Raw genomic sequence first — 14,104 nt, forward strand, 5'->3', positions numbered from 1 at the left:
CCGATGAGCAAGTTGATCCTGGCACTGACGCTCGCACTGGCCTTCGTCGCCTGCGGCGCCACGGCCCAGCCCCAACACGACCAAGTGATGGACACCACGTTGTTGCACCGCCCCGGGCTGGCTTACCGCTTCAGCCAGCTCGACCTGGACTCGGCCGACGGTAAGCGCCACTACCGCTTGTGGGTCGGCAAGCCGAACCGCCCTGCACCGGCAGCCGGTTACCCGGTTCTGTGGATGCTCGATGGCAACGCCGCCCTCAGCGCACTGGACGAAGCCCAGCTGGCCAAGCTCGCCGAGGGCCAGGCACCGCTGCTGGTGGCGGTGGGGTACCAGACTGACCACCGCATCGACCGGGCAAGCCGCACCTACGACTACACCCCGGCGCTGGCCGGGCAGGCTGACCAGCGAGACCCGCTCACCGGGCAACCCAGCGGCGGCGTAGAGGCGTTTTTCGACCTGCTGCGCACCCGCATGCGGCCGATGGTGGCGCAGGTTGCGCCCATCGACACACAGCGCCAGACGCTGTGGGGGCACTCCTACGGAGGCCTTGCCGTGCTCCACGCGCTGTTCACCCGGCCAGGGGAATTCAGCCTCTACGCGGCCGCCAGCCCCTCATTGTGGTGGCACGACGGGGCCATCATCGATGAAGCCCAAGGTGTGCAACAGCGCCTGGGCACTGCCCGGCCACATGTGGTGCTGATGCGCGGTACGGACGAGCCTGGCAGCCCGCAAGGCCCCGTGGGTGATGACGCGGAGCAACGCAGCCGCGAATTGCTGCAGTACCTTGGCAGCGTTGCAGGCCTGCAGGTGCAGTTCGAGCGCTTCCAGGGGCTCGGGCATGGGCCCATGCTGCCCGCCTCGCTGGGCTGGGTGATCCAGGGCATGGGCGGCATGCAAGGCAACCGCCCACTGCCCCGGTAGCCCAGGCCCTCGCCATTCAGGCTTGCCAAAGCCGTAGGCCGGTGCGGTATGCTGGGCCGGTCTTCAGGGCGGGGTGAAAGTCCCCACCGGCGGTAAATCGAAAGATGAGCCCGCGAGCGCCCCGGCCATGCCGGGGGTCAGCAGACCTGGTGAGAATCCAGGGCCGACGGTCATAGTCCGGATGAAAGAAGGCGTCAGGCAGGGGCCATCAACGGGCGCCCCTGCGCGCGCATTGTGTTCGCCCCGAGACGTTCATCGACCCTTCACGAGGAGCGTTTCATGTCTACGTTGCACCCTTTGCACTTCCCCAACGTCAGTGCTGCCATCGTCGCCTTCCAGGCTGGCCGCCCTGTGCTGTTGCTCGATGATGACGACCGCGAGGACGAAGCGGACATCATCGCCGCCGCCGAGAACATTTCGTTGCAGACCATGGCCATGATGATTCGCGATTGCAGCGGCATCGTCTGCCTGTGCCTGGACGAAACCACCGTCGATGACCTGCAACTGCCGCCCATGGTGCAGAACAACCAGGCACGGCACGGCACCGGGTTCACGGTCACCATTGAAGCCGCAGAAGGCATCACCACCGGCGTGAGCGCTCAGGACCGCCTCACCACCATTGCCGCTGCACTGGCCTCCACCGCCGCGCAGCGCCATATCGTCAGCCCAGGGCATGTGTTTCCGCTGCGTGCACGCAATGGTGGGGTGCTGGTGCGTCGTGGCCATACCGAAGGCTCGGTCGACTTGGCGCGCCTGGCAGGCCTGCGCCCCGCTGCCGTGCTGTGCGAGCTGATGAACCCCGATGGCAGCATGGCACGGGGTGAAGACGTGGCCGTGTATGCGCGCCAGTACGGGCTGCCGATGCTGACCATCGACGAGTTGGCACGCTACCGCGAAGCACAGCTGCAGCGGGTGGCCGAAACCGCCTGACCCGCCATACCCTGGCCGGCTTCTCCTGCCTGCAAGCTGCACGGGCAGGCGGGGCCTCGCCGCTCAAGTTTGCTCCCCCCGGCCCGCTCTGCTAGTGTCGCGGCGTTCAGAATGCCACCGAGACAGCCGCCATGGCCCGTAAAAAAGCTTCCCTCGATTTCGAGCAATCCCTTGCCGAGCTGCAAGCACTGGTCGAGCGCCTGGAGAACGGCGAGTTGTCGCTGGAAGACTCACTGGCCGCCTTCGAGCAGGGCATCGCCCTGACCCGTGATTGCCAGGGCGCCCTGGCCCAGGCCGAGCAAAAGGTGCAGATTCTGCTGGAGCGCGACGGCGAGCTGGCCGCCCAGCCCTTCGATGTGGAGCCCGAGGCATGATCGGCGCCTACCAGGCCACCTGCCAGGCGCGCGTCGACAGCGCCCTCGAACCGCTGTTCGTCGCCCCCAGCGAACCGCTGCAACGGCTCTATGCTGCCATGCGCTACAGCGTGATGAACGGCGGCAAGCGGGTGCGCCCGCTGCTGGCCTACGCCGCCTGCGAGGCACTGGGTGCACCGGCAGAGCAAGCCAACGGCGCCGCCTGTGCGGTCGAGCTGATCCATGCCTACTCACTGGTGCATGACGACCTGCCGGCCATGGACGACGACGACCTGCGCCGCGGCCAGCCGACCACCCACAAAGCCTTCGACGAAGCGTGTGCCATTCTTGCCGGTGACGGCCTGCAGAGCCTGGCATTCAATGCCCTGCTGGACCCACGCCTGAGCCCTCAGGCCGACAGCATTCGCCTGGCCATGGTACAAGCCCTGGCCAAGGCGGCGGGCCCTGCCGGCATGGTGGGCGGGCAAGCCATCGACCTCGGTTCGGTGGGCATCAGGCTGGACCAGCGGGCGCTGGAATTCATGCACCGCCACAAGACCGGTGCGCTGATCGAAGCCAGTGTGCGCCTGGGCGGCCTGGCCAGCGGCCGCGCCGAGCAACCTCAACTGGATGCCTTGCAGGCGTATGCACAGGCCGTGGGCCTGGCGTTCCAGGTGCAGGACGATATTCTCGATGTCGAGAGCGATACCGCCACCCTGGGCAAACGCCAGGGCGCAGACATTGCCCGTGACAAGCCCACCTACCCCTCGCTGCTGGGCCTGGAGGCCGCCAAGGCCTATGCGATCGAACTGCGCGACCAGGCGCTGGTCGCACTGGAAGGGTTCGATGAAAAAGCCCAGCCGCTGCGTGAGCTGGCGCGCTATATCGTCGAACGCCGCAGCTGACCCTACGGCCCCTGCGACACCCGTGTGAATGGGCAGCTTTTCCTCCAATGGGGTAAACTGCCGCGTCTTAACACCTATAACGACTCGCCTGATGCCCACGACGTTTCAAGAGATCCCCCGCGAACGCCCGGTCACGCCGCTGCTCGACCGCGCTGACACGCCTGACGGCCTGCGCCGCCTGGCCGAAGCCGACCTGGAGAGCCTGGCCGACGAGCTGCGCCAGGAGCTGCTGTACACCGTGGGCCAGACCGGTGGGCACTTCGGTGCCGGCCTGGGCGTGATCGAGCTGACCATCGCCCTGCACTACGTTTTCGATACCCCGGACGACCGGCTGGTGTGGGACGTGGGCCACCAGGCGTACCCGCACAAGATCCTCACCGGGCGCCGCAAGCGCATGCTCAGCCTGCGCCAGAAGGACGGCGTGGCCGCCTTCCCGCGCCGCAGCGAAAGCGAGTACGACACCTTTGGCGTCGGCCATTCCAGTACGTCCATCAGTGCCGCGCTGGGCATGGCCATTGCTGCACGCCTGCAAAACAGTGGGCGCAAGTCGATTGCCGTGATCGGCGATGGTGCGCTCACCGCAGGCATGGCCTTCGAAGCGTTGAACCACGCCCAGGAAGTCAACGCCGACATGCTGGTGATCCTCAACGACAACGACATGTCGATCTCGCGCAACGTCGGCGGGCTCTCCAACTACCTGGCCAAGATCCTCTCCAGCCGTACCTACGCGAGCATGCGCGAGGGCAGCAAGAAGGTGCTGTCGCGCCTGCCCGGTGCCTGGGAAATCGCCCGCCGCACCGAAGAATATGCCAAAGGCATGCTGGTGCCCGGCACCCTCTTCGAGGAGCTCGGCTGGAACTACATCGGCCCCATCGACGGCCACGACCTGCCCACCATGATCGCCACCTTGCGCAACATGCGAGACCTGAAGGGCCCGCAGTTCCTGCATGTGGTGACAAAGAAGGGCAAGGGTTTCGCCCCGGCTGAAATCGACCCCATCGGCTACCACGCCATTACCAAGCTTGAGCCAGCGGACAAACCCGCTGCACCCAAGCAGGCCAGCGGCCCCAAGTATTCTGCCGTGTTTGGCCAGTGGCTGTGCGACATGGCGGCTGCCGACGACCGCCTTGTGGGTATCACCCCGGCCATGAAGGAAGGCTCCGACCTGGTGGCCTTCAGCGAACGCTACCCCGAGCGCTACTTCGACGTGGCCATCGCCGAACAGCATGCGGTTACCCTGGCGGCCGGTATGGCCTGCGAGGGCAGCAAGCCGGTGGTGGCGATCTACTCCACCTTCCTGCAGCGTGCCTATGACCAGTTGATCCATGATGTGGCCGTGCAGAACCTGGACGTGCTGTTCGCCATCGACCGCGCCGGCCTGGTGGGCGAAGACGGGCCGACCCACGCCGGCAGCTACGATTTGTCGTACCTGCGCTGTATCCCGGGCATGCTGGTGATGACCCCCAGCGACGAAAACGAGTTGCGCAAGATGCTCAGCACCGGCCACCTGTACAACGGCCCGGCGGCTGTGCGCTACCCACGTGGCACCGGCCCGAACGCGCCGATCAGCGACGACCTGGAGCCGCTTGAAATCGGCAAGGGTGTGGTGCGCCGCCAAGGGAGCAAAGTGGCCCTGCTGGTGTTCGGCGTGCAACTCGCGCAAGCGCTGCAGGTGGCCGAGCAGCTCGACGCCACCGTGGTCGACATGCGTTTCGTGAAGCCGCTGGATGAGGCGCTGGTGCTGCAGTTGGCCGATAGCCATGAACTGCTGGTGACCATCGAAGAAAACGCCATCATGGGCGGCGCGGGGGCTGCGGTGGGTGAGTTCCTCGCCAGCCAGGCGGTGACCAAGCCGTTGCTGCACCTGGGCTTGCCAGACCTGTATGTGGAGCACGCCAAGCCTGCGCAGATGCTGGCCGAGTGCGGGCTTGATGCGGCGGGGATAGAGGCTTCGGTGAGAGCCCGCATGGGCAAGCTCGGCCTTTGATTTACTGGGCCGCTTTGCGGCCCGATCGCCGGCAAGCCGGTGGTTGCTAGGGTAAAGCCAATGAAACTCCCAACCCTCACCGCGACCCTGCTGTGCCTGCCGGTGCCACTACTGGCGGCTGAGCGTGATGACGCCCTCAAGCTGCCCGATGTGCTGATCAGCGCCAGCCGCCAGGTGGAATCGCGCACTGCCACCAGCGCGGCCAATACCGTGTTCACCCGCACCGACATCGACAGCCTGCAGCCCACCAGCATCACCGACCTGCTCACCCGCGTACCTGGCGTGCAAGTGGCACCCACCGGTGGTCGTGGCAGCCTGCCTGGTATTTTTATCCGCGGCACCAAGACAGCACAAAGCCTGGTGCTGGTCGATGGCGTGCGTATCGCCAACGCTACCTCCGGTGACAGCGGCCTGCAGTTTCTGAATGTGGACCAGATCGAGCGGGTCGAGGTACTGCGCGGTTCTCGTTCGGCGATTTACGGCAGCGATGGCATTGGCGGAGTTATCCAGATCTTCACCCGGCGCAGCAGCGGTGGCGGTTTGCAACCACGCCTGCGCCTGGCAGCCGGCAGCCACCAGACATTCCAGCGCAGCCTTGGCCTGGCTGGTGGCGACGGAGCTACACGATTCAACCTTGGCGCCAGCCTGGATGAAACCGCCGGTATCGATGCGACCGGCCCATCGTTTGCCAGCGACAGCGACCACGATGCCTACCGCAACAAAGCGCTCAACTTCAGCCTGAGCCACACCTTTGGCGAACGCTTCGAGGCCGGCTTGAACCTGCTGAACAGCCAGGGCCGCAGCGAATACGACAACCCCTATGGCCGCTTCGACATGGACACCTTCGAGGTCAGTGGCCAGCAACCCTACACCAACTTCAGCGTGAGCAGCCTGGGTAGCTATGTGGACGCCCAGTTCAGCGACGGCTGGCATTCCAGGCTGGAGCTGGCCCACAGCGAAAACCGCGACGACAAGCGTGACAAGCTCAGCAGCGAACGCTCCGTGTTCAACACCTACCGGGACCAGGTCACCTGGCAGAACGACCTGGTGCTGAACGAGCGCAACAGCCTGCTGGCCGGTGCAGACTGGTACCAAGACCGGGTACATGCCAGCACCGACTTCACCCAGGACAGCCGCTGGAACGGCGCCGTGTTCATCCAGCACAGGTATGCGGGGGAAGGTTTTGCCACGGAGCTGGGCGTCCGCCACGACCGCAACCAGCAGTTTGGCGGGCAGACCACCTGGAGCGGCAGCCTGACCCTGCCGCTTGATCAGCGCAACGATGTGCTGCTGTCGTACAGCGAGGGCTTCCGCGCCCCAACCTTCAACGACCTGTACTACCCGCAGTACAGCAACCCTGGCCTGAAGCCTGAGCACTCACGCAGCTACGAGCTGCAGTGGCGCAGCCAGCTGACGACTGACAGCCGGCTGGAAACCTCGCTGTACCGCACCGACCTGCGCGATGCGATCGTGTTCGGTGAGGGCTCGATACCGCGCAACGTCGCCTCGGCACGCATCAATGGCCTGGAAATGGCCCTGGCCCAGCAGTGGGGCGCCTGGCATAGCCAGCTGGGTTTGGCGCTGATCGACCCACGTGACCGCGACAGTGGCCACACCCTCGCCCGCCGTGCTCGCCGTACGTTGAGCCTGGATGTGGACAGGGAACTGGGGCGTTTCAACGTTGGCGCGAGCTGGCAGGCCGTGAGCAGCAGTTATGACGACGAGGGCAACCGTAACCGCATCGGCGGCTATGGGCTGCTGGGGTTACGCGGCAGCTGGGCGGCCACGGATGCGCTGAAGCTGGAGGCCAAGGTGGACAACCTGCTGGGCCGCTCGTACGGCCGGGCACGCTACAGTTATGAAGGGACCAACCCGACTTACCGCGAGGAAGGCCGCACCCTGCTGTTCAGCGTTACCTGGACGCCGGCGCTTTAGCCGCCAGCAGTGCACATAGGCGGGCTGTGGCCTCGATCATTTGCCCGCTGGGCCGCTCCAGCCCTTTGTCGGGCACGACCAGCAGGCGCTGATCGGCTACCGCACGCAGCTGCGGCCAGCGCTTCCAGCCGGCCAACTGGGCCTGGTCCCCGGCCACAATCACCTGGGGGTTGCGCGCCAGCACCGCCTCAACGCTGACCTGCGGTGCCGGCAAGCTCAGGTCGGCGAACACATTGCGTGCCCCGCACACGGCCAGGGCGTCGCTGACCACCTGGCGGCCACCGAGGGTATACAGCGGTCGGTCCCATACCTGGTAGAACACCTGCAACGGCTCACGCCGCTGGTATTGCTGACGCAGCTGCTGCAGCCGTTGACGCAGTGCCTGTGCGTACCGGCGGCCCTCCTCGCCACGCCCCACCTGTTGGCCAATGGCCTCGATCTGCCCGATCAGTTGGTCGACAGTACGAGGTTCGGCACTGAAGGTCGCAATGCCCAGGCGCTTTAGCTGATCGCGCTGGGCGGGGCCAATACTGCCCGGCCACAGCAGCAGCAAGTCTGGCTGCAAGCCGACCAGGCGCTCTATATTCAACTGGCCCTGGCGCCCAACCGAGGGCAGCGCCGCCAGCGCGCCAGGCCGCTCGCCACCGTCGAGCACACCCACCAACAGGTCACCAGCGTGCAGTTCGAGCATGATTTCGGTCATGGAAGGCGCCAGGCTGACGACCCGCAGCGGCGCCGCCGCCATGGCGGTGGATGCCAGCAGCGCCAGCAACCCGAGCAGCAGGCGCATCAGCCGAGCTGGCGTGGGATGCGATAGAGGTACAACAGCACCAGCGTCGACAACGCCAGCAGCAGGCGCGGTACCGTCTCAAGGCCTACCAGTACCGACAGCGCCCCGACCCAGGCCGGGAAGCACGCGTACAACATGGCCATGCGCCGGGCCCGTGCCAGCTCGATCCAGGCAGCAGGCTCTGCGCTGGTGCCCAATACCTTGGAAGTGGCGATAAGGGCCAGCTTGTAGGCACCAAAGCGCGGCAGGCTGAGGAACATGGTGGCCGCGCCAGCGATGAACAGCGGCATGGCCAGCACCGGAATCAGCGCATCGCCCCCGCCGAAGGCCCAGGCCATGACAGGCAACGGCACCAGGCCGACCGCCAGGTATTGCCACCAAGCCAGCGCCAGGCGCCGTTTGACCTGGGCGCGGGTCACGCCTGGGGCACCTCGCCCTGGTGTTCATTGCCCAGCATATGGCCCAGCTTGCCGGCCTTGGTTGCCAGGTAGTAGCGGTTGTGCGGGTTGTGGCCGGTGTGCAGCGGCACGCGCTCTGCAACCATGATGTTCATGTCGGTGAGGGCTTTGACCTTGCGCGGGTTGTTGGTCATCAGGCGCAGCGACTTCACCCCGAGGTGCTCGAGCATCGGCAGGCAGATGCCGTAATCACGCTGGTCGGCAGCAAAGCCCAGGCGCTCGTTGGCTTCGACGGTATCGGCACCGCCGTCCTGCAGTTCATAGGCGCGGATCTTGTTCAGCAGGCCGATGCCACGGCCTTCCTGACGCAGGTACAGCAGCACACCGCGCCCCTCGCGGGCGATGGCCTGCAGCGCAGCTTCAAGCTGCGACCCACAGTCACAACGCTGGCTGAACAGGGCATCCCCGGTCAGGCATTCGGAGTGCAGACGCCCCAACACCGGCTGCCCGTCCGCGATGTCACCCAGGCTGAGCACCACGTGCTCACGGCCCGTGGCTTCATCGAGAAAGCCATGCATGGTGAAGGTCGCAAAGGGGGTCGGGAGTTTAGAGGCGGCAACAAAGACGACGGGCACGTTGTGCTCCTGGCATAAGTAGGTGATTTCTCGTGGGCCGATTGTATCAGCAGGTCGGCGACTGTGCGCTGGCTGAATACGGGCGGTTGATATCGAAAAATTCGATATACCGCTGCCCGCAGGCGATCACTGAGGAGCGCTGCCTGCCCCGAATGGGTACGGCTGCTTCCAGTGCTCGAAAATGGCCTTCAGCTCGCCGCTGCGTACCAGTTCGTCCATGCGCTTGTCGAACAGGTCGCGCAAGGCCCTGCCCTGGTCGTTACGGGCAAAGGCCAGGTACAGCGGTAATTCGGCCACGTGGGTACGGCGAAAATGTTCGGGCCGCGAACTTTGCCCCAACACATAGTCGACTTCGGTAAGCGCGTCTATGTAGAAGTCCACCCGGTCGTGCTCAAGCATCGGCAAGATACCTTCGCGGCGCTGGATTTCACGGAAATCACCAACCCGCGGCAAGTACTTGCCAAAGTCGTAGCCGCGTACCCATGCCAGGCGATAGTCACCGATGTTCGCCAAGGTGGGGGCTGGCTTGCTGGCCAGCCCCAAGGCGTAGATATGGTCCATGTCGTAGTGCCAGCGCGGGTAGAGGTTGTCTTCGCCCTCTTCCTTGTATGACCCCACCCAGGCATCGGCCTCGCCGCGTTTGACCAGGCCGATGGCCCGGCTATAGGGGGCACTCTGCACCACCACCTTGACGCCGGCCGGCTCGAATACCTTGCGCATCAGGTCCCAGGCGAGCCCGCTGCCATCAGCATTCGTGTAGTCCAGCCATTCTTCGCTGGCCAGGCGCACTTGCTGGGGCAGGCGTTCACCAGCCGCCACCCAAGGGCAAATACTCAGCAGCATTGCCAGCAACACAGCCCTCAACGCCATCCCTACGCTCCCTGTGTCAGGCAACCGCCCAAACCAGCACCTGCATGCCCAGCCAGGCGAACACGCCTGCCAGGATATCGTCCAGCATGATGCCCACACCGCCGTGCACGTGGCGATCGATCCAGCGAATGGGCCAGGGCTTGAGGATGTCGAAGAAACGGAACATCAGGAAGCCCGCCAGCAACCATTGCCACCCGTCCGGCACCAGCCAGAGGGTGATCCACATGCCGACGATCTCGTCCCAGACAATGCCTTCGTGATCGTGCACACGCAAGTCGGTGGCCACTTTGCCGCACAGCCAGATGCCGAACAGCATGCTCACACCCAGCAGCAACCAGTAACCCCAGTCTGGCAGCATCTGCCACAGCGGGATGAACGGTATTGCTACCAGCGAGCCCCAGGTACCCGGGGCCTTGGGCAAAGTGCCCGAACCAAAACCAAAGGCGATGAAGTGCCACGGGTTGCGCCAGACCGAAGGCGGAACGAACTCCGCAGGCACCTGATTGGGGTGGTCGGTCACGGTGTCTCCCTAAAATGTTGGTAGCCCCGCTGCACGGGGGTGATGTCCTGGCCGTTGCGGTCGAGCAAGGTAACGCCCTGCCCTTCCAGTACGTGGCCAATCACATGCACATCAATGAAGCCCAGGCTGGCCAGCGGCGCCAGTGCCTCGGGCGGCAGTGTGAAGGCCAGCACGTAGTCGTCACCCCCGGTGAGCGCCGCCTGCAACGCAGCGTCATGCCCGAGAAATGCCTGCAAAGCAGGAGACACTGGCACCTGGGCCAGGTTCACCTGCAGCGCCACGCCCGAGGCCTTGGCGATGTGCCCGCAATCGGCGAGCAGCCCGTCGGAGATGTCCAGCGCTGCCGTGGCAGAGCCACGCAGCCATTGCCCCAGGGTGAGCTGTGGCATGGGGGCCCAGTAGTGATTGAGCAGCGGCTCGGCCTGCTCGGCAGGCGCCTGGCGCTGGCCCAGTACCAGCGGCAGTGCGCCAGCCGCGTTGCCCAGCGGGCCGCCCACACACAGCACGTCGCCAGGGCGCGCGCCACTGCGGCGCAGTGCCTGCCCGGCGGGCACACGGCCAAAAACGGTGATAGTGATGCTCAACGGGCCACGGGTGGTGTCGCCGCCCACCAGGCTCATGCGGCAGCGGTGGGCCATGCGGCTGAGGCCATTGGCGTAAGCCTGCAGCCAGGCCGGGCCGACCTCGGGCAGTGTCAGCGCCAGGGTGAACCCGATGGCGGTGGCGCCCATGGCGGCCAGGTCACTGGCTGCCACGGCCAGCGAGCGCTGGCCAAGCAGGCCAGGGTCGCAGGCGTCGGGAAAATGCACCCCAGCCACCAGCGTGTCGGTGGACACGGCCAGCTGCTCGCCGGGTGGCAGGCTGAGCAGGGCGCAGTCGTCGCCGATCCCCAGCACCACCCCCTCACCCCCTTGCGCACACGCCGCAGAGGCAAAGTAGTGGTTGATCAGCTCGAACTCACCCATGGCAGCCAGCGCCGGGGTCAGCGCTTGTTAGCCTTGACTTCAGCTTCACGCAGCACAGGTGCCAGCTTGTCCAGCACGCCGTTGACGAACTTGTGGCCGTCGGTGGCCCCGAACACTTTCGCCAGTTCCACACCTTCGTTGATCACCACGCGGTACGGTACGTCGACGCGCTTGATCAGCTCCCAGGTGGACAGGCGCAACACGGCCAGTTCAACCGGGTCCAGTTCATCCAGTGCAATGGCCATGCACGGCACCAGCGCGTTGTCGATCTCGTCCTTGCTTGCCGGCACCCCATGCAGGATCTCGCGGAAATAGGCGCCGTCGACATCGGTGAAATCGTTATCGACCCGGAACTGCGCCTCGATCTCGTTCAGCGAATGCTTTGCCATGTGCCACTGGTACAGCGCCTGGGTCGCAAGCTTGCGCGCTTCACGACGCTTGGCACTCTTCGACGGCTTGCCGGCATCCGCAGGTTTAGGATCGCGCGGGTTGAAACGATCGCTTTCGTCGCTAATCACTTGGCCTCCAACTGCGCCAGCAGGCTGACCATTTCCAGAGCGGACAGGGCGGCTTCGGCACCCTTGTTGCCGGCCTTGGTGCCGGAGCGCTCGATGGCCTGTTCGATGGAATCGACGGTCAGTACGCCGAATGCCACCGGTACGCCGAACTCCATGGACACCTGGGCCAGGCCCTTGGTGCATTCGCCCGCTACGTATTCGAAGTGCGGGGTACCACCACGGATCACTGCACCCAGGGCGATGATTGCGTCATAGGCACCTTGCTGGGCGACCTTCTGTGCCACCAGCGGGATCTCGAAAGCACCCGGGGCACGGATGATGGTGATGTCGCTTTCGCTGACACCGTGGCGTACCAGGGCGTCAACGGCACCGCTCACCAGGCTTTCGACGACGAAGCTGTTGAAGCGGCCAACCACCAAAGCATAGCGACCTTTGGGGGCGATGAAGGTACCTTCGATGGTCTTCAGGTTCATTCCGATATTCTCATCTTCAAACGCGAGGCCGCTTGCTGGCGGCCTCGACAGGGGTATGGACTCGAGCTGCAGGGCGTCAATGCCGCCTCAAGTCACTCGGAGGGCACGTATTCTACAACTTCCAGGTCGAATCCGGATATCGCGTTGAACTTCATCGGCGAACTCATCAGGCGCATCTTGCGTACGCCAAGGTCCCGCAGGATCTGCGAGCCGGCGCCGACGGTGCTGTAGGTAGTGGGCGCCTTGGCCGGGGCATCGCCCGCGCTTTCGCGGATATGCGCCAGCAGTACATCGCCGTCCAGCGGGTGGCCCAGCAGCAACACCACGCCGCTGCCGGCCTCGGCCACGGCGGCCATGGCAGCGCGCAGGCTCCAGCGGCCCGGCTGCTTGACCAGCAGCAGGTCGCGCAGCGGGTCCATGTTGTGCACGCGCACCAGGGTCGGCTCTTCGGCGCAGATGCTGCCCAGGGTGAGGGCCATGTGCACGTCGCCTTCCACCGCGTCGCGGTAGGTGACCAAGTTGAATTCACCCAGCTCGCTTTCCACGGGCTGTTCGGACACCCGCTGCACGGTGCGCTCGTGGATCATGCGGTAGTGGATCAGGTCGGCGATGGTACCGATTTTCAGGCCGTGCTCGGCAGCGAACACTTCCAGCTCGGCGCGGCGCGACATGGTGCCGTCGTCGTTCATCACTTCGCAGATCACGCCGCTGGGCTCGAAACCGGCCATGCGCGCCAGGTCGCAAGCCGCTTCGGTGTGGCCGGCGCGGGCCAAGGTGCCGCCCGGCTGGGCCATCAGCGGGAAGATGTGCCCGGGGCTGACGATGTCTTCGGCCTTGGCGTCCTTGGCAGCTGCCGCTTGCACGGTACGTGCACGGTCGGCCGCGGAGATACCGGTGGTGACACCCTCGGCCGCTTCGATGGACACTGTGAACTTGGTGCCGAAGCCCGAGCCGTTGCGCGGGGCCATCAGGGGCAGCTTCAGGGTTTCGCAGCGCTCGCGGGTCATCGGCATGCAGATCAGGCCGCGGGCATGCTTGGCCATGAAGTTGATGTGCTCGGGCAGGCAGCACTCGGCTGCCATGATGATGTCGCCTTCGTTCTCGCGGTCTTCGTCGTCCATGAGGATGACCATTTTGCCCTGGCGGATGTCTTCGACCAGTTCTTCGATGCTGTTGAGCGCCACTGGCACCCCCTTCTCAATCAGGATTTCAAGAAGCCGTTGGCGGCCAGGAAGCTTTCGGTTATGCCACTGCCCTTGCTCGGTTCGGCAGCCTTGTCACCCAGCAGCAGACGCTCCAGGTAACGGGCCAGCAGGTCGACCTCAAGGTTTACCCGACGCCCTGCGCGGTAGTCGGCCATGATGGTTTCGGACAGGGTGTGCGGGACGATGGTCAGCTCGAATTCGGCGCCATCGACCTCGTTGACCGTGAGGCTGGTGCCATCGACGGTGATCGAACCCTTGTGGGCGATGTACTTGGCCAGCTCCCTGGGTGCGCGCACACGGAACTGGATGGCGCGGGCGTTATCGCTGCGCGAGATGATTTCGCCCACCCCGTCGACGTGGCCACTGACCAGGTGCCCACCCAGGCGGGTGGTAGGGGTGAGGGCTTTTTCAAGGTTGACCTTGCTGCCACTTTTCAGGTCGATGAAGGCCGTGCGCTTGAGGGTTTCGACGCTGACGTCGGCCCAGAAGCCGTTGCCGGGCAGCTCGACCGCCGTCAGGCACACACCATTGACGGCAATGCTGTCCCCCAGCTTGACGTCTGCCAGGTCGAGCTTGCCGGTTTCGACGTATACACGCACGTCGCCCCCCTTGGGGGTGAGGCTGAGTATGGTGCCGATGGATTCGATGATGCCGGTGAACATGGGTCTTCCTCAAAAACGCTTTGCGCGGGGCAAGCCG

General features: G+C 65.1%; 16 protein-coding genes and 1 riboswitch. Of the genes, 6 read left to right on the top strand and 10 right to left on the bottom strand.

The window, feature by feature from the left end; genetic code table 11:
- Positions 1-3 precede the first annotated feature (3 nt).
- The 6 genes from IAE38_RS07715 to IAE38_RS07740 all read left to right on the top strand — a co-directional run bounded on the left by IAE38_RS07715 (position 4) and on the right by IAE38_RS07740 (position 7,031).
- Positions 4-921, top strand: a complete 918-nt coding sequence (locus tag IAE38_RS07715) for an alpha/beta hydrolase (protein WP_201216885.1) — start codon at positions 4-6, stop codon at positions 919-921.
- A gap of 55 nt (positions 922-976) precedes the next feature.
- Positions 977-1,118: riboswitch (FMN riboswitch) on the top strand.
- Positions 1,119-1,200: 82 nt separating this feature from the next.
- Positions 1,201-1,851, top strand: a complete 651-nt coding sequence (gene ribB / locus IAE38_RS07720; RefSeq protein ID WP_201216887.1) for a 3,4-dihydroxy-2-butanone-4-phosphate synthase — start codon at positions 1,201-1,203, stop codon at positions 1,849-1,851.
- Positions 1,852-1,982: 131 nt separating this feature from the next.
- On the top strand, positions 1,983-2,225 hold the full coding sequence (locus IAE38_RS07725) for an exodeoxyribonuclease VII small subunit (protein WP_028633037.1): 243 nt from the start codon (positions 1,983-1,985) through the stop codon (positions 2,223-2,225).
- On the top strand, positions 2,222-3,109 hold the full coding sequence (locus IAE38_RS07730) for a polyprenyl synthetase family protein (RefSeq protein WP_201216889.1): 888 nt from the start codon (positions 2,222-2,224) through the stop codon (positions 3,107-3,109). The genes IAE38_RS07725 and IAE38_RS07730 overlap by 4 nt, the downstream gene beginning before the upstream one ends.
- A 91-nt stretch (positions 3,110-3,200) precedes the next feature.
- Positions 3,201-5,096, top strand: a complete 1,896-nt coding sequence (dxs, locus tag IAE38_RS07735; RefSeq protein WP_201216891.1) for a 1-deoxy-D-xylulose-5-phosphate synthase — start codon at positions 3,201-3,203, stop codon at positions 5,094-5,096.
- A gap of 60 nt (positions 5,097-5,156) precedes the next feature.
- A complete protein-coding gene (locus IAE38_RS07740) occupies positions 5,157-7,031 on the top strand; it encodes a TonB-dependent receptor domain-containing protein (protein ID WP_201216893.1) in 1,875 nt (624 codons plus the stop codon).
- Here IAE38_RS07740 and IAE38_RS07745 read toward each other — a convergent pair.
- The 10 genes from IAE38_RS07745 to IAE38_RS07790 form a co-directional block, all read right to left on the bottom strand.
- Positions 7,009-7,821, bottom strand: a complete 813-nt coding sequence (locus tag IAE38_RS07745; protein WP_201162818.1) for a cobalamin-binding protein — start codon at positions 7,819-7,821, stop codon at positions 7,009-7,011. The genes IAE38_RS07740 and IAE38_RS07745 overlap by 23 nt on opposite strands.
- Positions 7,821-8,240, bottom strand: a complete 420-nt coding sequence (locus tag IAE38_RS07750) for an MFS transporter (RefSeq protein WP_201216895.1) — start codon at positions 8,238-8,240, stop codon at positions 7,821-7,823. The genes IAE38_RS07745 and IAE38_RS07750 overlap by 1 nt, the downstream gene beginning before the upstream one ends.
- Positions 8,237-8,854, bottom strand: a complete 618-nt coding sequence (ribA, locus tag IAE38_RS07755) for a GTP cyclohydrolase II (RefSeq protein WP_028633043.1) — start codon at positions 8,852-8,854, stop codon at positions 8,237-8,239. Before ribA ends, IAE38_RS07750 begins: the two co-directional genes overlap by 4 nt.
- A gap of 126 nt (positions 8,855-8,980) precedes the next feature.
- The gene (locus IAE38_RS07760) at positions 8,981-9,724 is read right to left on the bottom strand and encodes a substrate-binding periplasmic protein (protein WP_201216897.1); all 744 of its coding nucleotides are present in this window, start codon (positions 9,722-9,724) and stop codon (positions 8,981-8,983) included.
- Positions 9,725-9,740: 16 nt separating this feature from the next.
- On the bottom strand, positions 9,741-10,244 hold the full coding sequence (locus IAE38_RS07765) for a phosphatidylglycerophosphatase A family protein (RefSeq protein ID WP_028633045.1): 504 nt from the start codon (positions 10,242-10,244) through the stop codon (positions 9,741-9,743).
- On the bottom strand, positions 10,241-11,209 hold the full coding sequence (gene thiL, locus IAE38_RS07770; RefSeq protein ID WP_201216899.1) for a thiamine-phosphate kinase: 969 nt from the start codon (positions 11,207-11,209) through the stop codon (positions 10,241-10,243). Before thiL ends, IAE38_RS07765 begins: the two co-directional genes overlap by 4 nt.
- A gap of 17 nt (positions 11,210-11,226) precedes the next feature.
- Positions 11,227-11,727, bottom strand: a complete 501-nt coding sequence (gene nusB / locus IAE38_RS07775) for a transcription antitermination factor NusB (protein WP_201162814.1) — start codon at positions 11,725-11,727, stop codon at positions 11,227-11,229.
- On the bottom strand, positions 11,724-12,200 hold the full coding sequence (gene ribH, locus IAE38_RS07780; RefSeq protein ID WP_028633048.1) for a 6,7-dimethyl-8-ribityllumazine synthase: 477 nt from the start codon (positions 12,198-12,200) through the stop codon (positions 11,724-11,726). The genes nusB and ribH overlap by 4 nt, the downstream gene beginning before the upstream one ends.
- Before the next feature lie 92 nt (positions 12,201-12,292).
- The gene (gene ribBA, locus IAE38_RS07785; protein ID WP_201162812.1) at positions 12,293-13,384 is read right to left on the bottom strand and encodes a bifunctional 3,4-dihydroxy-2-butanone-4-phosphate synthase/GTP cyclohydrolase II; all 1,092 of its coding nucleotides are present in this window, start codon (positions 13,382-13,384) and stop codon (positions 12,293-12,295) included.
- A 17-nt stretch (positions 13,385-13,401) separates the two neighbouring features.
- Positions 13,402-14,067, bottom strand: a complete 666-nt coding sequence (locus IAE38_RS07790) for a riboflavin synthase (protein ID WP_201216902.1) — start codon at positions 14,065-14,067, stop codon at positions 13,402-13,404.
- Positions 14,068-14,104: the final 37 nt, after the last annotated feature.

The sequence above is a fragment of the Pseudomonas sp. S32 genome (genome assembly GCF_016648095.1).
Lineage (GTDB): Bacteria > Pseudomonadota > Gammaproteobacteria > Pseudomonadales > Pseudomonadaceae > Aquipseudomonas > Aquipseudomonas parafulva.